Here is a 19,536-nt window from a genome sequence, read left to right on the forward strand (position 1 = left end):
ACAGCACGCATACGATAACGCTGATGAAATAGTGAAGCTGCCAGCGTACCCACCTCTTTAAAAAATCTTTCATCGAATTATTCGCATGATAGCTTCTGTAATTTCGGCATCCGACGAAGGTAACCGATTGAGCGTTGAATTTCTGCTGATGATTGGCTCGATAAGAAAATAGAGCATTTCCAGTGTCTCAGCGTAAAGCGTGTAATAGTAAATGCCATTTTGTTGTTTGAGTCGGCCAGCCGCATCAGCTGCATCCTGTATATAGCTGTACAAACCTGTCATTATAACGGCCCTCGTGCTATATCGTAACAACGCACGCTCTATAGATACGCTCAGGCTAAAGGAGTAACAGACTGCCGCAACGATCGCGCCTCCTAAGGTCTGGTTTGTCACTGACCCGGAAGCAAAAGTAGCCCCATGTTTGAATAATTCTCTATTGATCCGCTGGATACGTTCAGGAGTAAGATTCTTTAACAATAGATCTACGTAAATCCGCACCATCTGCTCAATGACATTCGACTTACCGATCAGTTTGACTATAGCTCTCATAAATCGAACATCTTCGGCCTTCTGTTTTTCGCATACATCTTGATAGTTTGTCGTAAAACAACTTACGTAAAACGCAAGCCTCGCGGCACCAGCTTGAATATTTTTCGCCTGTTCCAGCATTTCATCTCTGACCCCGGTTAACGCATTGTCTAACGTAAGTGCGAGAAACCGATCAGCATGCATTTTGTCCAGGATAATAATGTTCGAATACATTTGGCCTTCCTTTGCCAGTCATAAACTACAAGACTTAATCGATGAAGTAATTATTCATGCTGTGCAATAAACGCCCCAATCGCCTGCGCCAGTGCCGCAGGCTGTTCCAGCGACATTGAGTGCCCGGCTTGCGCAATCACGTTTAGAACGATGCCCTGCTGCGCGACAGATTCGGCGTCCATATCCGGTAGTGACAGTTCGCCAAAAATGAGTGATTTAGGTCGCGGGAGATTGACAAACAGCGTCATCCAGGTGGGATCTATTCCGTCAACAAGGCTTTTCGCTCCCCGCCATACTGCCCAGGGCGCATTGCTTTGTAAGCTTCCGGCCCATGCGGTTTCTTCCTGCGCCAGCATCGCGGCGTAACCACAGGTCACAAAGTCCGCTTCATCCATACTGGTAACCTGGCGGCTGTACTGGCCGCCGCCCGGGAAAAAATTCGGTTCAGAAACGATTAACCCCTTGATGCGCGGCACAATAAGCGAAGCGACTTCTATGGCGATACTGCCGCCCATGCTGTGGCCGTACAGCCAGAATGCATCCAGCCCCAGATGATCGAGAAGCTCAACCACCACCTTTGCCTGATCGGACGTGCGATAGGAGAAACTCGCGGGTCGTTCGCTAAAACCGCTGCCGGGCAAGTCAATCAAAATAGCGCGTCTGCCGCCAAAAGCCGGATCGGTGACTACGCGTGGGTATTCAAACGATGAGGCGCAGCCCAGGCCATGAATAAAAACAACCGGGTCGCCTTTACCCGGTAAAGAATGCCAGCGAACGTGGCCCTGCGCGTGATGTGAATACAAACTGTCCATCTGACCTCCCTTTACGAAATGCTGTTATTATATACAGTATTTTGGGGAGGGTTTGCGAGCAAGGTCAAAACAGTGAAAACAATAACGCCACCGGAAAGCTGATGGGCCATGTTGCGCCGACCAGAACGGCGCTAAGCAGGCGAATTTTGCGGTTGTCTTTGGCGAGAAAATACGTAACGACAGCGGAGATCAGCGCCATTACAGCATAGAAAATGAGGAGTTTGGTGTAGAGATCCATGGTATGCCCCTGTCCTTAGGTAAACATTCATTCACTATGCTGCCTCATTTTTCAACGCGTTATCGTTTGCGCCGTCACGCTTTGGGTAATAACGAAAACCGTTTATGGCCTCGGCGCGAAATATCGCCTCGCCTTTGCCCGCCCTGACGGTGTGGCATGGAATAAAGCAGACACGTTTAATGCCCGACAGGGAATCGAAACCACCACCGCCAGGCAATGGCTTACGTCAAAAAATAGAAAATAGCAGCGCGACGGGAAAGCTCATCGGCCAGGTTGAGCCGACTAAAAAGGCGCTCAGCAGGCGGATGCGTTTGCGATCGTGTGACAAGAACCAGGTGATAAACGCGCAGATAAGCGCCATGACAACGTAGAAAACCAACATTTTTTGGTATAACGACATAACAAGCATTAACCCAGAAGCAACAAAACGTGCGCAATATGCTCTTATTGTTGACATTTATCAAGTTTATTTAATTTCTGAAGGGATCTTGCGAAGCTGGAATTTGATTTAACACGCTGATAGTGGGTAAAAAACGCCGGGTGGCGGCTTTGCCTTACCCGGCCTACAAGGGTTGAGGATCCCGTAGGCCTGATAAGCAAAGCGCCATCAGGCGTTTGGCGGTCTATGTTAGTGCTGACGTTCACGCCACGCTTTAATCATCTCTTTGCTGACCTCATCGGCATAACAGATGGGTGAATACCCTCCCGCTCGGCTCCAGGCGCTGCGCTTACCGCATGAACTGCCATTTCGAGCCTGGTTAAACGGACATGCGCATGTGCCAGGGTACTGAGCAATAGATTCGGAAATAATCTCCTGTTTCACTTGTGCATCAGACAGCGCCTTTGTTTTTGCCATCCCTTCTGTCGCCATCAACATGCTGGCAGCGGCAATAACTCCCCACAACATTCCGTACATTTTCATTTTGTTATCCTGCGTAGGTATGAGTTTCCACATTATTATTGATGCAGTGAATGAGTGTTGATTAAAAGCAAATCAGCACACCAATATCATTTTTATCGTGAGATTTAACTTAAGCCTGCTTATTAATATCGAAACCGCTTAACTCTACCCCGCTATATTTGGCGACGCGGGCGCTTCTCTGTTATTGTTTTTCGCCAGATAGACATAAGATAAAACAAGGTAAGGTTATGCAGAAATATGACGATCTGTGGCAGGCCATTGAAATGCGGGTGCGTGAAAACAACGACATAACGCATATCGATATGACCACAGATACCGCGCGGGGCCAGGCTGCCAGGCAGCGCATCGCGCAGATCTTTATTCTGGAAGTACTGCTTGCACGCCATCGGGAAAAATATGCCAGCAGCTTTGTGCCTCTCGCCGGGGAAGAAGCACTCTATCATTTGATATTTAAACGTACCGGCTGGAAGCCCTTTGAGGTTAAGCAACTCTCTTTTATCGATACCCTGTTTGTACTGGCGGAATTATTCCGTGATGAGAACTTACCGGCGGAAGTGCGTGCCGTGCTGCGCTCGCAAGGGGTAAAAGATGAGTTCCTGCCAACTTATGATTTTTCAGAGAAAGACTGGGCGCCACGTGAAAACGAGATCTTTTTGAAGCGGTGAATTAAATAAGGGCCCTTGCGAGCCCTTATTTTTTACTGCGCCAGCGGAGCGCTAAGCTCGCCAGCCAGGTTATTCTCCATGCGGGCAAAAAAGAACTCTTCGCCTTCGCACCAGTAAGACTCAATCGGCATGCTCCTGCTCGCCGCCCCGCCTTCAACCCCTGCCAGCGCCCATGTTACCGACGTTTCGCCGTCATCCACCGTCAAAAATGCTGACGCGCGCCCGGGTATTAGCACGACCACGATTTTACTCATTAGCCTTTTTTCCCCTGCCTGATTTTTTAAAAAGCCAGATATTATCGGCGGCCGCCATGAATGCTCTATGACAGCATTCAGTGGAAAGAGGCCAACCGGTAAAACTCTGTTTGCGGTATTTTTAAAATATTATTTTCGCCATGCCGCTAATGGCTGTTGATGATTAAATCAGTTTTAGGTCAGGAACAATAGTCCCCTTATTCACGATAAGATTTACCGCATGCTTTATGGGGTTTTGTCCGCCATCCGTGGCGCGTATTTGCCTTAATGTTTGATCATCACATGGCGTACCACGGTGTAATCTTCCAGCCCGTATAACGACATATCTTTGCCGTAGCCAGAAAGTTTCTGCCCGCCGTGGGGCATTTCGCTGACCAGCATGAAATGGGTATTCACCCAGGTGCAGCCATACTGCAAACGCGCGCTCATGCGGTGCGCCCGCCCGACATCCTGCGTCCAGACCGATGAGGCCAGGCCATATTGCGAATCATTGGCCCAGCCGAGCACCTGCTGCTCATCGTCAAATACCGTGACGCTCACCACCGGGCCAAAGACTTCGCGCTGCACAATCGCGTCTTCCTGCTTTGCACCAGCCAGCAATGTGGGCTGATAGTAATAACCTGCGCCGTTATGTTTCACACCGCCGGTCACCACCTTGATATGACCGAGGGCTTTCGCCTCATCCACCGCTTTTGCCACCCGCGCCAGATGCGCGGCGGAACTGAGCGGGCCAAGCTCGGTTGACTCAACATCCGGCGCACCCATCTTCAGGCTTGCCACGGCGGCACCGAGTTTTTCGACCAATGCGTCATAAATCCCCTTTTGCGCGTAAATGCGACACGCCGCGGTACAATCCTGCCCGGCATTATAAAAACCGAATGTGCGTACCCCTTCCACCACCGCATCGAGATCGGCATCGTCAAAAACAATTACTGGCGCTTTACCGCCCAGTTCCATATGGGTGCGTTTAATTGACGATGCGGTATGGCCGATGATGTGCTCTCCGGTGGCAATCGATCCGGTGAGCGACACCATGCGCACCTTTTCATGCCCGGTTAACGGGTCGCCGACGGTCTGCCCGCGGCCAAACAGCACATTCAGCACGCCTGCCGGGAAAATACCTTTCGCCAGCTCCGCCAGTTTTAATGCGGTGAGCGGCGTGATTTCTGAGGGTTTGATCACCACACAGTTGCCCGCCGCCAGCGCCGGGGCGAGTTTCCACGCTGCCATCATCAGCGGGTAGTTCCACGGCGCAATGGAGGCAACCACGCCGAGCGGATCGCGGCGGATCATTGAAGTATGTCCTTCGAGATACTCGCCAGCCGCCAGCCCGTTCAGGCAGCGCGCGGCGCCGGCGAAGAAGCGAAACACATCCACCACCGCCGGGATTTCATCATTCAGTACGCAGTGCAGCGGTTTGCCACAGTTGAGCGACTCCAGCCGCGCAAAGGTGTCGGCGTTATCCTCAATCACCTGCGCCAGTTGCAGCAGGCATTCGGCGCGTGCTTTCGGTGTGGTTTGCCCCCACGCGTGAAAGGCGCGATCGGCGGCGTTGACGGCAGCATCCACCTGCGCGGCAGAGGCTTCGGCTATCTCCAGCAACACATCACCGGTGGCCGGGTTATAAACGGCCTGTTTCTCGCCCTCGCCGTTAACCAGTTCTCCATTGATAAACAGTTGATGTTGCATAGTTCTGTCCTTTTCCAGGTTAATTATCTGTCGGTATCACGGGTCAGCCACCAGGCACCCAGAATCGGCATGGTCGTTACCAGCATCACCAGCAGCGCGACCACGTTGGTCACCGGCACATCGCGCGGGCGACCAAGCTGGTTTAATAACCACAGCGGCAACGTGCGCTCATGACCTGCGGTAAAGGTGGTGACAATAATTTCATCAAACGAAAGCGCAAACGCCAGCATGCCGCCCGCCAGTAGCGCCGAACCGAGATTCGGCAGCACCACATAACGGAAGGTTTGCCAGCCATCGGCGCCCAAATCCATCGACGCTTCCACCAGGCTCCATGAGGTGCGGCGAAACCGGGCAATCACATTGTTGAACACCACCACCACGCAGAACGTGGCATGTCCAACGACAATGGTGAAAAAACCGGGTTCCAGGTTGACGGTTTTGAACGCGGTCAACAGCGCAAGGCCGGTAATAATGCCCGGAAGCGCAATCGGCAATAACAGCAACAGCGAAATAGCGTTCTTGCCGAAAAACTCACTGCGCCATAACGCCATTGCAGCAAGCGTGCCAAGGATCAGGGCGATAACCGTTGCCAGAGCGGCAATTTGCAGTGACAGTGTCACGGCATCAAGGATGTCGCCTCGCGCCGCCGCCACGCTAAACCAGCGCAGCGTAAAGCCCTGCGGCGGGAAACTGAACGCGGCGTCTTCGGTGTTGAAGGCATAAATAGCGATGATCAAAAGCGGAAAGTGCAGAAAGATAACCCCGCCCCAGGCGGCGATTTTGAGTAATAACGGTGCGCGCTCAGAGTGCATCGAACGCTCCCAGGCGTTTCACAAACGCCAGATAAAGGGCAATCAACACCATCGGCACAAGGGTAAACGCGGCGGCCATCGGTATATTGCCAATCGCCCCCTGCTGCGAATAGACCATGTTGCCAATAAAATAGCCCGGCGGGCCAACCAGTTGCGGGACGATAAAGTCCCCCAGCGTCAGCGAGAAGGTGAAAATCGACCCCGCCGCCACACCCGGTATCGCCAGCGGCAACACCACATAACGGAATGTCTGGCGTGGATACGCGCCTAAATCCGCCGAAGCCTGTAACAGCGATGGCGGCAAACGCTCCAGTGCGGCCTGAACCGGCAGGATCATAAACGGCAGCCAGATATAGACGAACACCAGAAAACGCCCCAGCCCGGAAGTGGACAAGGTACTTCCGCCGACCACAGGTAAGGTCAGAAAAGCGGACAACAGCGGCTCCAGCCCCAGATGCGTTAAAAACCACTGGGCGACGCCATCGCGCGCCAGCAACAGGGTCCAGGCATAGGCTTTGACGATATAGCTCGCCCACATTGGCAGCATCACCGCGATATAAAAGAAAGCCTTCCATTTACCCACCGCATAGCGCGCCATATACCACGCCATCGGAAAAGCCAGAATGGCACTCGCCACCGTCACCGCAATCGCCATTGTCAGGGTGCGAAGAATGATGTCGTAATTCGCCGGGTTGAACAGTGCATACAGGTTTGCCAGCGTCAGATCGGGCGTCACCGACATGGTGAAATCATCGAAGGTGTAGAAACCCTGCCACAACAGCGTCAGCAGCGAACCCAGGTAGACAATGCCGAACCACATCAGCGGGCCGAGTAACAAAAGCAGCAGCCCGAACAGTGGCTTACGCCAGAAGAAACCGCTCAGGCTCATTTCACCCTGCTCCTTGTAACGGCACCATCGCGTCCCGCGACCAGGACACCCGCACCGGCTGGCCTGGCGCGAGGGTTTCTGGCAATAGCGCATCGGAGAGATTCGCCTGGCTGACGAGTAATTTCTCCCCCTGTTCCAGCGCCAGTTCGAAACGCGTCGCCGCGCCCTGGTATTGCACCGCCTGCACCACGGCATTCACTTCAATTTCCCCCGGTGCGTTAAGGCGAATATGTTCCGGGCGCAACGAGTAGATGCCGTTCATGCCGCAGAGTTTGCTCGCCAGTTCGGCGTCAAACACATTGGACGTGCCGACAAAGCCCGCGACAAACGGCGTTCGCGGGCGCAGATAGAGTTCGCGCGGGGTATCTATCTGCTCAATTTTGCCGTTGTTGAACACCGCCACGCGATCGGACATCGACAGCGCTTCGCCCTGATCGTGGGTAACAAAAATAAAGGTGATGCCGAGATCCTGTTGCAGCTTTTTCAGCTCCAGTTGCATCTGCTCGCGCAGTTTCAAATCCAGCGCGCCGAGCGGTTCGTCAAGCAATAACACCCGTGGCGCATTAACCAGCGCGCGGGCAATCGCCACCCGCTGGCGCTGGCCGCCGGAAAGTTGCGAAGGTTTGCGGGTATGGACAAAACCGAGCGCTACTTTCTCCAGCGCTTCGCGAGCGCGGGCGTGGCGCTGTTTTTTATCGACGCCTTTCACCATCAACCCGTAGGCGACGTTATCGAGGATCGACATATGCGGGAACAGCGCATAATCCTGAAAGACGGTATTCACGTCGCGCTGCCAGGGCGGCAGTTCGCTCGCCTCGCGGCCAAAAATGCGGATCGCCCCGCCGCTCAGTTGCTCAAACCCGGCGATAAGGCGCAGGCAGGTGGTTTTGCCGGAGCCGGACGGCCCCAGCATGGAGAAAAATTCCCCGTCGTTAACGGCGATGGTTACACCGTCAACCGCGCGGATGTCACCATAATTTCTTGAAACATCCAGAAACTCAACGGCATAGGTCATGCTTCGCTCCCGGCAGATTAACGGCCGCCCATAATGGCGATGTAATCCTGCGTCCAGCGGCTGTAAGGTACATATTTGCCCCCTTCAGCAACCGGCGTTTTCCAGAAAGCTATCTTGTCAAAGAAGCTGTAGCCGTTGGTTTCACAGCCTTTGTCACCCAAAAGCGGGCTGGCTTTACACCCTTGCGGCACCACCGGTAATGAACCAAACCAGGCGGCGACATCGCCCTGCACTTTCGGCGTCAGCGACCAGTTCATCCACTTGTAGGCGCAGTTCGGGTGTTTGGCCTGCGCGTGCAGCATGGTGGTATCGGCCCAGCCAGTGACCCCTTCTTTCGGGAACACGGTAGCGATCGGCTGGTTTTCGCCTTTCAACGCATTCGCCTGGTACGGCCAGGCGCTGGACGCGACCACGCCTTCGTTTTTGAAGTCGCTCATCTGCACCGTGGTGTCATGCCAGTAACGGTGAATCAACTGATGCTGATCGCGCAGGGTTTTCAGCACGGCCTGATACTGCGCTTCGGTAAGCTGATAAGGATCGTTAATGCCGAGCTGCGGCTGCGTGGCTTTTAAATACAACGCCGCATCGGCGATATAGATGGGCCCGTCATACGCCTGGACGCGGCCTTTATTGCTTTTGCCATCCGGCAGGTTTTGTTGCACAAACACCACGGCCCAGCTATCCGGCGGGGTCGGAAACGTCTTGGTATTGTACATCAGCAGGTTCGGCCCCCACTGGTACGGCGTGCCGTAGACTTTGCCGTCGACGTTAAACCATGCGCCTTTCACCAGTTTTTCATCGAGGGTGTTCCAGTTCGGGATAAGCGCGGTGTTAATCGGCTGCACGCGCTTGCCCATAATCAGGCGCAGGGAGGCATCACCGGAGGCGGTCACCAGGTCGTAGCCGCCTTTTGCCATCAGGCTCACCATCTCATCAGAGGTGGCGGCGGTTTTCACGTTCACCGCGCAGCCAGTCTCTTTTTCAAACGGGGTGACCCAGTCGTACTGTTTATCGGTCTGGCCGCGTTCGATATACCCCGGCCAGGCGATAATATCCAGCCGCCCTTCTCCTTTTCCCACGTCGGTTGGCTCGGCGGCGTGCGCGGTCATTATTGTCAGACTCAGCGCGCACAGGCTGCTGCGGGCAAATTGCTTGCTCATTATTTTTACTCCTTTCGGAATGAAGAATGTGCGGCAGCCATGCCGTAGAAATGTCTCCTATTTTTAAAATAGACGTAGCGGAAAGGCAAAGGGTTAGCTCAGCGCGTTATCTGTGTTGTTATTCACATTTCATATGAATAACAACAAACGAAGCGCGGAAATTAATGACCGGAGGATTGCATCATCTGGCGAATTAGCTCGCCGAGGCGGATCACGGCACGCTCCTCTTTTTCACCCCACGCCCACGCGCAGTTAAAGCGGAAAAAGGACCGCCAGTTATCGGAGGTGGAAAACATTTTGCCCGGCGCGATGCTGATATGGTGCGCCAGCGCAAGCTGGCTCAGCTCGCCGGCATCCAGCCCATTGGGTAATTCCAGCCATAAAAAATAGCCGCTTTCGTTACGGTAAATTTTCACCTCCGGTGGCAGATGGCGTAACAGCGCCTGCCAGGCCAGGTGTTTACGCTCGGCAAGCTGGCGGCGCAGGCGGCGCAAATGGGCGTCGTAATGGTGGGTGGAGAGATAATCGACCAGCGCCAGTTGCAAGGGTGAACTGGTCGATAAGGTGCTCATCAGTTGTAACTGCTGAATGCGCCGCGCATGGCGACCGGCGGCAACCCAGCCGACGCGAAACCCGGCGACCAGGCATTTGGAAAATGACGAACAGTGCAGCGTCATATCCTGTTTATCCCAGGCTTTGGCCGGCAGCGGCTGTTCGCGCCCGTAATACAACTCGCTGTAAACATCATCTTCAATCAGCGTGACATTATGCGCCGCCAGCAGTTCAACCAGCCGGGCTTTCTTTTCTGGGCTTAAGGTGAAGCCGAGCGGGTTCTGGCTGTTGGTCATCAGCCAGCAGGCTTTCACCGGATAGTCCGCCAGTACCTGCGCCAGCGCATCGAGATCGACACCCTCTTTCACATCCGTTGGCACCGACAGCGCTTTCAGTTTTAACCGTTCGAGTGCCTGTAACGCGCCGTAGAAACAGGGGCTTTCAATAATCACCCAGTCGCCCGGTTCAGTCACCGCCTGCAAACTCAGATTCAACGCTTCCAGTGCGCCTGCGGTAATGACGATTTCATCGGGTGAAATATTCATGCCCTGGCGGGCGTAGCGCCGGGCAATGGTGTGGCGTAACTGGTTGTTGCCCGGCGGCAGGTTTTCAATCACGCTCATCGCCGCCGCGCTTTTGCTTACTTTCGCCAGCGACCGGTTAAGCTGCGGCATCGGAAACAGCTTCGGGTCAGGAAAGGCCGAACCAAACGGCAGCACCGAGGCGTCACAACTTGCCTGCAATACATCGAAAATATAGGTATTGATATCGACGGCTTCATCGCGCATGACCTGCGCCGCCGGAGCGCGGGGTAAACCGGGCGTGGGCGTAACAAAATAGCCCGATTGCGGCCGGGCAATCACTCGCCCCTGGCTTTCCAGCAACTGATAAGCGTGGCCGACAGTCATAAAACTCAGCCCGCTGCTGGCAACCTGTTCGCGCAGCGAGGGCAGCTTTTCACCCGGCCGCCAGACGCCAAGCTCAATTTGTTCACTGATTTGCTGCGCCAGGCGCTGGTATTTTTTCATGGTTTTCACGTCACAGAAACACCGCGCTATCATGGCACGCCACACCGCCAGTGGCTATATCAGTTTGTGTTATCCCGGCGGTAACGCCGCACTGTTATAGAAAATTTTTCCCGCTTCGTCTGGACTATCTCAGAACCTGCCATAACCTTGTAAAGAACTGTTATGCGTAGATTGCCGTTAATTGTCTCTGCAAATTAGCGCGTGCGCTCATTAACATTAACGCCACAACATTGATTCTGAGGATGTGCATGTTTGGTCTAGATGCGTTTTACCTGGCGAGGATCCAGTTCGCCTTCACGGTCTCTTTTCACATAATCTTCCCCGCGATCACCATCGGGCTCGCCAGCTATCTTGCGGTCCTGGAAGGTCTGTGGCTGAAAACCCGCAACCCGGACTGGCGCACACTGTATCACTTCTGGTCGAAGATCTTTGCCGTTAACTTCGGCATGGGCGTGGTCTCCGGTCTGGTGATGGCGTACCAGTTTGGCACCAACTGGAGCGGCTTTTCCCAGTTCGCGGGCAGCATTACCGGGCCACTGCTCACCTATGAGGTACTGACGGCCTTCTTCCTGGAAGCGGGTTTTCTCGGCGTGATGCTGTTTGGCTGGAATAAAGTTGGCCCTGGGCTGCACTTTCTCTCAACCTGCATGGTGGCGCTGGGCACGATTATGTCCACCTTCTGGATCCTGGCGTCAAACAGCTGGATGCATACGCCGCAGGGCTTCGCTATCGAAAATGGTCAAGTGGTGCCGGTGGACTGGTTCGCGGTGATTTTCAACCCGTCATTCCCCTACCGCCTGATGCATATGTCGATTGCGGCCTTCCTCAGTAGCGCCCTGTTTGTCGGCGCGTCTGCGGCCTGGCATCTGCTGCGCGGCAACGACACACCGGCTATCCGCAAAATGTTCTCCATGGCGATGTGGATGGCGCTGGTTGTGGCGCCGATTCAGGCGATGGTCGGCGATATGCACGGGTTGAATACGCTCGAGCATCAGCCAGCAAAAATTGCCGCTATTGAAGGCCACTGGGAGAACCCGCCGGGTGAAGCGACGCCGCTGCTGCTGTTTGGCCTGCCGGATATGGAAGAAGAACGCACGCGTTACGCCGTGGAAATCCCGGCGCTGGGTAGCCTTATTCTGACGCACAGTCTGGATAAACAGGTTCCGGCATTAAAAGATTTTCCGAAAGAGGATCGTCCTTACTCGCCGATTGTGTTCTGGTCGTTTCGCATTATGGTCGGGCTTGGCGTGTTGATGATTGGTCTTGGCGTCGCCGCGCTGTGGCTGCGTTTCAGAAACCGGCTTTATCAATCGCGACCCTTTTTGCATTTTGCGCTCTGGATGGGGCCTGCGGGGTTAATCGCCATCCTTGCCGGTTGGGTGACCACGGAAGTGGGCCGCCAGCCCTGGGTAGTGTACGGGTTGTTGCGCACGGTTGATGCGGTTTCCGCCCACGGCGATCTGCAAATGAGCCTCAGTTTGCTGGCCTTCTTCGTGGTCTACTGTTCGGTCTTCGGCGTGGGTTACAGCTATATGGTGCGCTTGATCACCAAAGGTCCACAGGTGAGCGACGAACATGCGACCCAGGGCACCCCGGCACGTCCGCTTTCTGCGGCAGGTGAACGTCTCCCGGCTGATGAGGATGATAAATAATGGGCATCGATCTTCCGTTAATTTGGTTTGTCATTATCGTTTTCGCCACGCTGATGTATATCGTGATGGACGGTTTTGACCTTGGCATCGGCATTCTGTTTCCGGTGACCCGTGATGGTCACGATCGCGATGTGATGGTCAACACCGTTGCACCGGTATGGGATGGCAACGAAACCTGGCTGGTGCTGGGCGGCGCGGGTCTGTTTGGCGCGTTTCCGCTGGCGTATGCGGTGATTATTGATGCGCTGACGATCCCGCTGACGTTGATGCTGATTGGCCTGATTTTTCGCGGCGTGGCGTTTGAGTTCCGCTTTAAAGCGACCGAGGCGCACCGTCCGTTCTGGGATAAAGCGTTTTTGTCGGGTTCCCTGCTGGCGACCTTTACTCAGGGTGTGGTGGTTGGCGCGTTTATCAACGGTTTCCAGGTCACCGGGCGTACTTTTAGCGGCGGCGCGCTCGACTGGCTCACCCCGTTTAACCTGTTCTGCGGCGTCGGTCTGGTGATCGCCTATGCCCTGCTTGGCGCAAGCTGGCTGGTGATGAAAAGCGGTGAACCGTTGCAGGGCAAAATGCGTGGTGCGGCGAAGAAGTTGCTGCTGGCGATGCTGGTTGTGATCGGCATTATCAGCCTGTGGACACCGCTGACTCACGGCGCGATTGCTGAACGCTGGTTCAGTATGCCGAACCTGTTGTTCTTCTCCCCGGTGCCGCTGCTGGTCATTGCGCTCAGCATCTGGCTGTGGCGCTGTCTGGGCAATGAAGACTCACACCGACGTCCGTTCGTCCTGACTCTGGGGCTGATTTTCCTCGGTTTTAGCGGGCTAGGCATCAGTATCTGGCCGCATATTATTCCGCCGGATATCACTTTCTGGCAGGCCGCTGCGCCGCCGCAAAGCCAGGGCTTTATGCTGGTTGGCGCGCTGCTGATTATCCCGATCATCCTGGTCTACACCTTCTGGAGCTATTACGTGTTCCGCGGCAAGGTGCAGCACGGCGAGGGGTATCATTGATGAAACAACCCCTCTGGAAACGGCTGATGTGGCTGGTGGTTATCTGGGGCGGCAGCGTACTGGCGCTGGCCGCCGTCAGTATGGTATTCCGGTTGTTGATGTCAGCCGCCGGGTTTAAATCTCATTAACGTTGCAAGTCCGGTGCGCGTAACGCCACCGGGCCTGACAGTTTATTTGTGCATCACAACACTGCCGCAGACCTCCAGGAATAATCCCGAAGGCGCGATGCTCCATACTGTCTCCATTTTTTTAGCGTCAAATCGACCTCACGCAACAACGCGAGGAACGATGTGATATGAAAAAGATTGCACTGATGTCTGCCATTCTGGCAGTGAGCTTCTCTTCCATGGTATTTGCTGATGATCATCCGCCAGTGCCGCCAGAAAAATACGCAACCCAGCACCACCACAAAGATAAAAAGCCGCCGCGCGACGTCCCGCCGCCGAAGCACAAACACCATAAGCACGACGATAAAAAACCGCCGCTGCCGGAAGAACACCGTTAACGAAAAGGGGTGGTATTTAGCCACCCCTTTTACTATTTGTTTTTCGGCAGAGTTTTCAGCAGATCATCGGGGCTGATGGAGGCAACTACGCTGCCCGGCAGCGGCATTTTCAGTATATGATTCTTAATCTTACCCACCACATGCATTTCGCACGGGCGGCAATCAAAACGCAGCGTCAACACTTCATCGCCGTGTACCAGTTGCATCGGCGTGGCGCGCCAGCTTTTAATATTGCCTTTCGCCTGTTTCGGGCAGAGGTTAAACGCAAATCGCAGGCAGTGTTTGGTGATCATCACTGGCACATCGCCCTTCTCTTCGTGCGCTTCAAAGGCTGCGTCAATCAACTGCACGCCGTAGCGGTGATAAAATTCACGCGCTTTATGGTTATAAACATTGGCGAGGAATGACAAATGCGTTTCCGGGTAAACCGGTGCGGGCGTCGCTACCGGTTTACGGCTGCCGCGCTGATAATTTGCCAGCCGCGCCTCTTCCAGCATCTCGACGGCTTCACGACGCAGTTGGTTCAGCAGGCTGTTTGGCACAAATAACGCGCCCGGCAGAGTGATGTCAACGTTTTGCGCGTAATAGCGCGTCTGCCCCAGCTTCGCCAGACCCTCTTTCAGGTTTTCCAGCGCTTTTTCGGCGTTGTTGGCGTTGTCAAATTGCCCTTCCAGCGTATGGGTGACGCTGACGCTATCTTCGCTGGTCAGCGTCAGGATCAGTTGTTCCTGCCAGCCGCCCAGCTCAATATCAACGCCAATGCGCCGCTCGCTGGAGGTTTTCAGCAGCGCCTGCTGCCAGTTGTGGTCAAGGTTGCGGTTCAGCGCATGGTGCGGGCGCAGGGTTTTCAGGGCATCGGGCATTTCATTCGGAAAGACGCGATAACGGTTTTCGCCGGTTTTTTCCGCCACGTTAACGCGAAAACCGACCACCTCGCGCTTCACCAGCACGTTCAGGCCATCGCCGTTCGCCAGCGGTTCGGTCGCTTCGACATCCAGGTGGTCTTTGCCCACTTTCAGCACTTCACCCACCGGCAGACCGATAAATTTCGGTGAATCGAACGCACCGATATCGATTTTACGCGCATTAACAAAGTAGTCGGTGCTGCCGCGATGGAAGGTTTTATCCGTCGACGGGATAAAGAAGTGTTCGGTACGCCCCGCTGAGGCGCGTGTCAGTTCCGGGCGATCTTCAATGATGGCGTCCAGCATCTGGCGATAATGGGCGGTGATGTTCTTCACATAGCTCATATCTTTGTAGCGCCCTTCGATTTTGAAGGAGCGCACACCGGCGTCGATCAGCGCTGCCAGGTTGGCGGTCTGATCATTGTCTTTCATCGACAGCAGGTGTTTTTCATATGCCACTACGCGGCCCTGATCGTCTTTTAAGGTGTACGGCAAACGGCACGCCTGCGAGCAGTCACCGCGGTTGGCGCTGCGCCCGGTTTGCGCATGAGAGATATTGCACTGCCCGGAATAAGCCACGCACAGCGCGCCATGAATAAAGAACTCAATGGTGGCGTCGGTGGCGCTATGAATGGCGCGGATCTGGTCGAGATTCAGCTCGCGCGCCAGCACAATCTGGCTGAAACCGACCTCGGAAAGGAATTTGGCTTTTTCCACCGTGCGGATATCGCACTGGGTACTGGCGTGTAGTTCAATCGGCGGAATATCCAGCTCCAGCACGCCCATATCCTGCACAATCAGCGCATCGACGCCGGCCTGGTATAAATCGCCAATCAGTTTTTGCGCGGGTTCCAGCTCATCATCATGAAGAATCGTGTTGAGGGTGATAAACACTTTCGCGCCATAGCGATGGGCAAACGGCACCAGCTCGGCGATATCGCGCAGGCTGTTGCCCGCGTTGTGACGAGCGCCAAAACCAGGCCCGCCGATATAGATTGCATCGGCGCCGTGAAGGATAGCCTCACGGGCAATGGCGGCATCGCGGGCCGGGCTTAACAGTTCAAGATGATGGGGGTACAGGCGCATACAATCGTCGTTATCCATGATGTGCAAAATGGCGGCTATTGTAGTCACAAGCGGGACGTTTCACCACCTGCGGCTTTCTCTTTTGGGTAATGGATAAGCGAGTGAAAATGCGCCGTCTGCGCAGAGCTGTTGCGATAAGCGTGGGCTTCATCACCGGCAAATCGCACACCGTTTCCCGCCGTTAGCTGCTTCCATTGCCCGCCGATGCACATATCCAGCACGCCGTTTATCACAATTACATGCTCAATCACCCCTTTTTCATGGGGCGTGGACTCGCTCAGTGCGCCGGGTGCGAGGGTAATCGAGAAGAGATCGAAGTGCAGTTTTTCATCCCACGGGAAAATCGGCGTGATCACCATCGCCTGCCGATCGGGATCGTAGGGATGCGGAGTTTCGCTCTCCGGCGGGGCAATAAAGGTAGAGAACGGAACGTTCAGTCCGGTGGCGATTTTCCACAGTGTCGCTACCGTCGGGCTGGATTCATTGCGCTCTATCTGCCCGAGCATCGCTTTTGATACGCTCGTTTCCTCCGCCAGCCGCGACAGGCTCCAGCCCCGCTCCTGACGCAGGAGTTTTAATGTTTTTGCCAGATAATCTGCGATGTTCATACCGCCTCCGGGAAATAAAAACGGATGGAGTATACCGCAGCGTTTCTATTCTGGAGAGTAAAACTCGTGAGATTATCCTTAAGGAATCAGGCTTGTACGTTATAGCGCTCAGTGGTAACTTTTTCGGATGTTATAACGCACAAGGATAACCCATGCGCCCTGTTTTTCCCGCCCTGCCTGTGACCAGCGTGCTGGCCGGGTTTGTCGCCGTGCTGGTTGGTTACGCCAGTTCTGCCGCCATTATCTGGCAAGCCGCGTCTGCGGCGGGTGCCAGCGCCGCGCAAATTGGCGGCTGGATGACGGCGCTCGGTTTCGCTATGGGCGTCAGTACGCTGGCACTCAGTTTGTGGTATCGCATGCCGGTGCTTACGGCCTGGTCCACGCCAGGCGCTGCGCTGCTGGCGACCAGTTTGCAGGGCATATCGCTTAATGAAGCGGTCGGTATTTTTATCTTCGCCAATGGATTGATTGTGCTTTGCGGCGTGACGGGTTTATTTGCCAGACTGATGAAAATCATTCCCCATACGCTGGCGGCGGCGATGTTGGCCGGGGTTTTATTGCGCTTCGGCTTGCAGGCTTTTAGCCATCTCGAAAGTGATTTTGCACTGTGCGGCAGCATGGTGCTGGCCTGGCTACTCGCAAAAGTGTTTGCGCCACGCTATGCGATTATTGCCACGCTGATTGTCGGCGCGGTGGTGGCTTATCTCAACGGCGAGGTTGTGACGAGGGAGATGAGTTTTGCGCTGGCTGCACCGGTCTATACTGCCCCTGTTTTTCACTGGCCCTCGCTTATCAGCATCGGTATTCCCTTTTTTCTGGTCACCATGGCGTCGCAGAACGCGCCCGGTTTCGCCACTATGCAGGCAGCCGGTTACCACGTTGCCGTTTCGCCCCTGATGATTTTTACCGGTGCGCTGGCTCTGCTGCTGTCGCCATTTGGCGTGTACTCCATCTGTATTGCCGCGATCACGGCAGCGATTTGCCAGAGCCCGGATGCCCATCCTGACGCCAGTAAACGCTGGTTAGCCACAGCTGCCGCCGGGTTTTTTTATCTGCTGGCGGGCGTGTTTGGCGGCTCAATCACCGCGCTACTGGCTGCCCTGCCGCTGAGCTGGATCCAGACACTGGCCGGGCTGGCGCTACTCGGTACTATCAGCGGCAGCTTGCACCAGGCGTTGGTGAAAGAGACGGATCGCGACGCGGCAATTGTCACTTTTCTGGTGACCGCCAGCGGCATAACGCTGCTTGGCATCGGCTCGGCCTTCTGGGGGCTGGTGATGGGCGGTATCTGCTATGGTGCGTTAAGTGTTATGCATCGCGCGCAATGATTAACAAAATAAATGAGTGACTTCCCTTTCTCATCTGCTCATAATTCGCACAGAAAAATTTAGCTTTGTGAAGTAACGCTCCCGATAACATGTCTTTTCCAGAAACAGACTTGTAATGAATTCGTTTTTATTAATGTGATTCAAAAGGAGTTTACCTGTGAAAATTAAAGCTTATTCCCTTGCCATGCTCTCTATCCCGTCGGCCTGTATGGCGTTGTCGCCGGAAGAAAAGAGCCATCGTCCTGATCTGTCGCATGTGATTTCTGATTACCGAAAGTCCCTTGCTTCGATGCCTCTCGATTACTCTTTGCTGGAGAAAAAACAGCTTCCCGGCGTGATGTTACAGCGATACACCCTCAATTCGCAGACGTGGTCGCCGCAGGGTGTTGTCACGCCGGAACGCTGGCAGAATCAGGTGGATATCTATATTCCTGATTCAGCGCGGCAAAAATATGCCCTTGTCGCCATTAATAACGGCAGCAATGACAATGGTTCCGGCAGCCCTCTGGCACCCACCAGTTTCAAAGAAGAAGCATTAACACGGATAGCGACAGCCACCCGAACGGTGGTGATTTCTGTCAGTAATGTGCCTAATCAGGTTCTTCATTATCAGGGCGTCACCACCCCGCTGGCCGAAGATGACAGTGTGGCGTATACCTGGAAACTGTTTATCGGTGACATTAAACGTTACCAGGATGCGCCTCTTCAGGTGCCCATGTCCGCGTCGGTATCGCAGGCGTTCCGGCTGGCGAAGAGAGAACTGGCGCAACAGAAGATTTCGAAATTTATTGTCACCGGCGCGTCGAAGCGCGGCTGGACCGCGTGGCTGACAGCCATCGCCGACCCGGATGTGGAAGCCATTGTTCCCTTCGTGATGGATCTGCTCAATACCCGAAAAGCGCTTGAACACATGTACCGGACTTATGGTCAAAACTGGCCGATCGCTTTTTTCCCCTACTATAAACAGAACATAGATCAGCAGATTGCCACGGATAAAGTCGCCAGCCTGATGAGATTGCTGGACCCGCTGGCGTACTTGCATAGCGATCTGAGCAATCGTTTGCGGATGGAGAAATACATTATTAACGCCAGCGGAGATGATTTTTATGTCCCTGATAACAGCCGTTTTTACTATGGCCGGTTACCGGGCGAGAAGTCCCTGCGGGTGGTGGCAAACTCAACGCATAACAGCGTATTGTCCGTGTCGGAGCAGTCGCTGATCACCTTCGTTAACCGTTTCCAGATGCGAAAAAAACTTCCCGAAATTACCGAAAATGTTGAGGGGAGAAACGGTGGCAAAAAAATGCTGTCAGTGCGTTTTTCCGAAAAGCCGACAACGCTTTTACAGTGGACAGCCACCAACCCTGTCGCCAGGGATTTTCGCTTTGCCTGTAACGTGAAATATACCTCAGCCCCTGTCCGCCCTGCCTCTGGCAATAAAGCGCTCAACATTCCGCTGTCGACACCGGAAAGTGGATGGCAGGCAACCTACGTTGAGGCGACATTTAGCGATGGGTACGTGGCGACAACGCAGGTCTATATCACACCGGACGAAAAGTACCCTGAAACAGCGCCACCCGCATTAGGTGACGCTTGCCAGACGCTGCCCGGACGAGGGCTGAACTCAGTGGCGCAGTGACCGGC

General features: G+C 54.5%; 21 protein-coding genes and 1 pseudogene. 8 read left to right on the forward strand and 14 right to left on the reverse strand.

Features of this window, described 5'->3' with window-relative positions:
* Window positions 1-69 precede the first annotated feature (69 nt).
* From Q5705_02240 to Q5705_02250, 3 genes are all read right to left on the reverse strand, one after another.
* Window positions 70-762, reverse strand: a complete 693-nt coding sequence (locus Q5705_02240; GenBank protein ID WLI77407.1) for a hypothetical protein — start codon at window positions 760-762, stop codon at window positions 70-72.
* 50 nt (window positions 763-812) lie between these two features.
* Complete coding sequence (locus Q5705_02245) at window positions 813-1,574, reverse strand: alpha/beta hydrolase (protein ID WLI77408.1); 762 nt, start codon at window positions 1,572-1,574, stop codon at window positions 813-815.
* 64 nt (window positions 1,575-1,638) lie between these two features.
* Window positions 1,639-1,812, reverse strand: coding sequence for a GhoT/OrtT family toxin (locus Q5705_02250; protein WLI77409.1), 174 nt, complete (start codon window positions 1,810-1,812; stop codon window positions 1,639-1,641).
* Between the two features lie 109 nt (window positions 1,813-1,921).
* Here Q5705_02250 and Q5705_02255 point away from each other — a divergent pair.
* Window positions 1,922-2,056, forward strand: a pseudogene (locus tag Q5705_02255) (aromatic alcohol reductase).
* Here Q5705_02255 and Q5705_02260 read toward each other — a convergent pair.
* Both Q5705_02260 and Q5705_02265 read right to left on the reverse strand, forming a co-directional pair.
* Window positions 2,039-2,212, reverse strand: coding sequence for a GhoT/OrtT family toxin (locus Q5705_02260; protein ID WLI77410.1), 174 nt, complete (start codon window positions 2,210-2,212; stop codon window positions 2,039-2,041). The pseudogene Q5705_02255 and the gene Q5705_02260 overlap by 18 nt on opposite strands.
* A gap of 228 nt (window positions 2,213-2,440) precedes the next feature.
* On the reverse strand, window positions 2,441-2,728 hold the full coding sequence (locus tag Q5705_02265; protein WLI78948.1) for a hypothetical protein: 288 nt from the start codon (window positions 2,726-2,728) through the stop codon (window positions 2,441-2,443).
* Between the two features lie 233 nt (window positions 2,729-2,961).
* Between Q5705_02265 and Q5705_02270 the strand changes: the two genes are divergently transcribed.
* Window positions 2,962-3,399, forward strand: a complete 438-nt coding sequence (locus Q5705_02270) for a hypothetical protein (GenBank protein WLI77411.1) — start codon at window positions 2,962-2,964, stop codon at window positions 3,397-3,399.
* A gap of 32 nt (window positions 3,400-3,431) precedes the next feature.
* Here Q5705_02270 and Q5705_02275 read toward each other — a convergent pair whose 3' ends face one another.
* The 7 genes from Q5705_02275 to Q5705_02305 form a co-directional block, all read right to left on the reverse strand.
* Window positions 3,432-3,653: a hypothetical protein gene (locus tag Q5705_02275; GenBank protein ID WLI77412.1), complete on the reverse strand. Its 222-nt coding sequence runs from the start codon at window positions 3,651-3,653 to the stop codon at window positions 3,432-3,434.
* 264 nt (window positions 3,654-3,917) lie between these two features.
* Window positions 3,918-5,342 (reverse strand): aminobutyraldehyde dehydrogenase, encoded by a 1,425-nt coding sequence (patD, locus tag Q5705_02280; protein WLI77413.1) that lies wholly within the window; start codon window positions 5,340-5,342, stop codon window positions 3,918-3,920.
* Window positions 5,343-5,365: 23 nt separating this feature from the next.
* Window positions 5,366-6,154: an ABC transporter permease gene (locus tag Q5705_02285; protein WLI77414.1), complete on the reverse strand. Its 789-nt coding sequence runs from the start codon at window positions 6,152-6,154 to the stop codon at window positions 5,366-5,368.
* Complete coding sequence (locus Q5705_02290) at window positions 6,144-7,043, reverse strand: ABC transporter permease (protein WLI77415.1); 900 nt, start codon at window positions 7,041-7,043, stop codon at window positions 6,144-6,146. The genes Q5705_02285 and Q5705_02290 overlap by 11 nt, the downstream gene beginning before the upstream one ends.
* 1 nt (window position 7,044) lies before the next feature.
* Entirely contained in the window at window positions 7,045-8,058 is a 1,014-nt protein-coding gene (locus Q5705_02295; protein WLI77416.1) for an ABC transporter ATP-binding protein, read from the reverse strand.
* Window positions 8,059-8,075: 17 nt separating this feature from the next.
* The gene (ydcS, locus tag Q5705_02300; GenBank protein WLI77417.1) at window positions 8,076-9,218 is read right to left on the reverse strand and encodes a putative ABC transporter substrate-binding protein YdcS; all 1,143 of its coding nucleotides are present in this window, start codon (window positions 9,216-9,218) and stop codon (window positions 8,076-8,078) included.
* A gap of 161 nt (window positions 9,219-9,379) precedes the next feature.
* Window positions 9,380-10,798 carry a PLP-dependent aminotransferase family protein gene (locus Q5705_02305; protein WLI77418.1) on the reverse strand — a complete coding sequence of 473 codons (1,419 nt, stop codon included), beginning with the start codon at window positions 10,796-10,798 and terminating at the stop codon, window positions 9,380-9,382.
* 248 nt (window positions 10,799-11,046) lie between these two features.
* Between Q5705_02305 and Q5705_02310 the strand changes: the two genes are divergently transcribed.
* The 4 genes from Q5705_02310 (at window position 11,047) to Q5705_02325 (ending at window position 13,965) form a co-directional block, all read left to right on the forward strand.
* The gene (locus tag Q5705_02310; GenBank protein ID WLI77419.1) at window positions 11,047-12,450 is read left to right on the forward strand and encodes a cytochrome ubiquinol oxidase subunit I; all 1,404 of its coding nucleotides are present in this window, start codon (window positions 11,047-11,049) and stop codon (window positions 12,448-12,450) included.
* Window positions 12,450-13,460: a cytochrome d ubiquinol oxidase subunit II gene (gene cydB / locus Q5705_02315; GenBank protein WLI77420.1), complete on the forward strand. Its 1,011-nt coding sequence runs from the start codon at window positions 12,450-12,452 to the stop codon at window positions 13,458-13,460. Before Q5705_02310 ends, cydB begins: the two co-directional genes overlap by 1 nt.
* Complete coding sequence (locus tag Q5705_02320; GenBank protein ID WLI77421.1) at window positions 13,460-13,588, forward strand: DUF2474 domain-containing protein; 129 nt, start codon at window positions 13,460-13,462, stop codon at window positions 13,586-13,588. The genes cydB and Q5705_02320 overlap by 1 nt, the downstream gene beginning before the upstream one ends.
* A 167-nt stretch (window positions 13,589-13,755) precedes the next feature.
* Entirely contained in the window at window positions 13,756-13,965 is a 210-nt protein-coding gene (locus tag Q5705_02325) for a hypothetical protein (GenBank protein ID WLI77422.1), read from the forward strand.
* A 32-nt stretch (window positions 13,966-13,997) separates the two neighbouring features.
* On the opposite strand, the gene Q5705_02330 is transcribed toward Q5705_02325, so the two are convergent.
* Together Q5705_02330 and Q5705_02335 are read right to left on the reverse strand one after the other, a co-directional pair.
* On the reverse strand, window positions 13,998-15,956 hold the full coding sequence (locus Q5705_02330) for a U32 family peptidase (GenBank protein WLI78949.1): 1,959 nt from the start codon (window positions 15,954-15,956) through the stop codon (window positions 13,998-14,000).
* Window positions 15,957-16,000: 44 nt separating this feature from the next.
* Complete coding sequence (locus tag Q5705_02335; protein WLI77423.1) at window positions 16,001-16,564, reverse strand: XRE family transcriptional regulator; 564 nt, start codon at window positions 16,562-16,564, stop codon at window positions 16,001-16,003.
* A gap of 152 nt (window positions 16,565-16,716) precedes the next feature.
* Here Q5705_02335 and Q5705_02340 point away from each other — a divergent pair, with 152 nt between their 5' ends.
* Both Q5705_02340 and Q5705_02345 read left to right on the forward strand, forming a co-directional pair.
* On the forward strand, window positions 16,717-17,892 hold the full coding sequence (locus tag Q5705_02340; GenBank protein ID WLI77424.1) for a benzoate/H(+) symporter BenE family transporter: 1,176 nt from the start codon (window positions 16,717-16,719) through the stop codon (window positions 17,890-17,892).
* A 157-nt stretch (window positions 17,893-18,049) separates the two neighbouring features.
* The gene (locus Q5705_02345) at window positions 18,050-19,531 is read left to right on the forward strand and encodes a PhoPQ-activated protein PqaA family protein (GenBank protein ID WLI77425.1); all 1,482 of its coding nucleotides are present in this window, start codon (window positions 18,050-18,052) and stop codon (window positions 19,529-19,531) included.
* Window positions 19,532-19,536: the final 5 nt, after the last annotated feature.

Source organism: Kosakonia sp. H02 (assembly GCA_030704225.1).
Taxonomy (GTDB): domain Bacteria; phylum Pseudomonadota; class Gammaproteobacteria; order Enterobacterales; family Enterobacteriaceae; genus Kosakonia.

What these genes read in the sequence shown, in the direction of transcription:
- Q5705_02240 (WLI77407.1), bottom strand. Translation starts at nt 762, where the DNA reads ATGTATTCGAACATTATTATCCTGGACAAAATGCATGCTGATCGGTTT.
- Q5705_02245 (WLI77408.1), bottom strand. Translation starts at nt 1,574, where the DNA reads ATGGACAGTTTGTATTCACATCACGCGCAGGGCCACGTTCGCTGGCAT.
- Q5705_02250 (WLI77409.1), bottom strand. Translation starts at nt 1,812, where the DNA reads ATGGATCTCTACACCAAACTCCTCATTTTCTATGCTGTAATGGCGCTG.
- Q5705_02260 (WLI77410.1), bottom strand. Translation starts at nt 2,212, where the DNA reads ATGTCGTTATACCAAAAAATGTTGGTTTTCTACGTTGTCATGGCGCTT.
- Q5705_02265 (WLI78948.1), bottom strand. Translation starts at nt 2,728, where the DNA reads ATGTACGGAATGTTGTGGGGAGTTATTGCCGCTGCCAGCATGTTGATG.
- Q5705_02270 (WLI77411.1), top strand. Translation starts at nt 2,962, where the DNA reads ATGCAGAAATATGACGATCTGTGGCAGGCCATTGAAATGCGGGTGCGT.
- Q5705_02275 (WLI77412.1), bottom strand. Translation starts at nt 3,653, where the DNA reads ATGAGTAAAATCGTGGTCGTGCTAATACCCGGGCGCGCGTCAGCATTT.
- patD (WLI77413.1), bottom strand. Translation starts at nt 5,342, where the DNA reads ATGCAACATCAACTGTTTATCAATGGAGAACTGGTTAACGGCGAGGGC.
- Q5705_02285 (WLI77414.1), bottom strand. Translation starts at nt 6,154, where the DNA reads ATGCACTCTGAGCGCGCACCGTTATTACTCAAAATCGCCGCCTGGGGC.
- Q5705_02290 (WLI77415.1), bottom strand. Translation starts at nt 7,043, where the DNA reads ATGAGCCTGAGCGGTTTCTTCTGGCGTAAGCCACTGTTCGGGCTGCTG.
- Q5705_02295 (WLI77416.1), bottom strand. Translation starts at nt 8,058, where the DNA reads ATGACCTATGCCGTTGAGTTTCTGGATGTTTCAAGAAATTATGGTGAC.
- ydcS (WLI77417.1), bottom strand. Translation starts at nt 9,218, where the DNA reads ATGAGCAAGCAATTTGCCCGCAGCAGCCTGTGCGCGCTGAGTCTGACA.
- Q5705_02305 (WLI77418.1), bottom strand. Translation starts at nt 10,798, where the DNA reads ATGAAAAAATACCAGCGCCTGGCGCAGCAAATCAGTGAACAAATTGAG.
- Q5705_02310 (WLI77419.1), top strand. Translation starts at nt 11,047, where the DNA reads ATGTTTGGTCTAGATGCGTTTTACCTGGCGAGGATCCAGTTCGCCTTC.
- cydB (WLI77420.1), top strand. Translation starts at nt 12,450, where the DNA reads ATGGGCATCGATCTTCCGTTAATTTGGTTTGTCATTATCGTTTTCGCC.
- Q5705_02320 (WLI77421.1), top strand. Translation starts at nt 13,460, where the DNA reads ATGAAACAACCCCTCTGGAAACGGCTGATGTGGCTGGTGGTTATCTGG.
- Q5705_02325 (WLI77422.1), top strand. Translation starts at nt 13,756, where the DNA reads ATGAAAAAGATTGCACTGATGTCTGCCATTCTGGCAGTGAGCTTCTCT.
- Q5705_02330 (WLI78949.1), bottom strand. Translation starts at nt 15,956, where the DNA reads ATGCGCCTGTACCCCCATCATCTTGAACTGTTAAGCCCGGCCCGCGAT.
- Q5705_02335 (WLI77423.1), bottom strand. Translation starts at nt 16,564, where the DNA reads ATGAACATCGCAGATTATCTGGCAAAAACATTAAAACTCCTGCGTCAG.
- Q5705_02340 (WLI77424.1), top strand. Translation starts at nt 16,717, where the DNA reads ATGCGCCCTGTTTTTCCCGCCCTGCCTGTGACCAGCGTGCTGGCCGGG.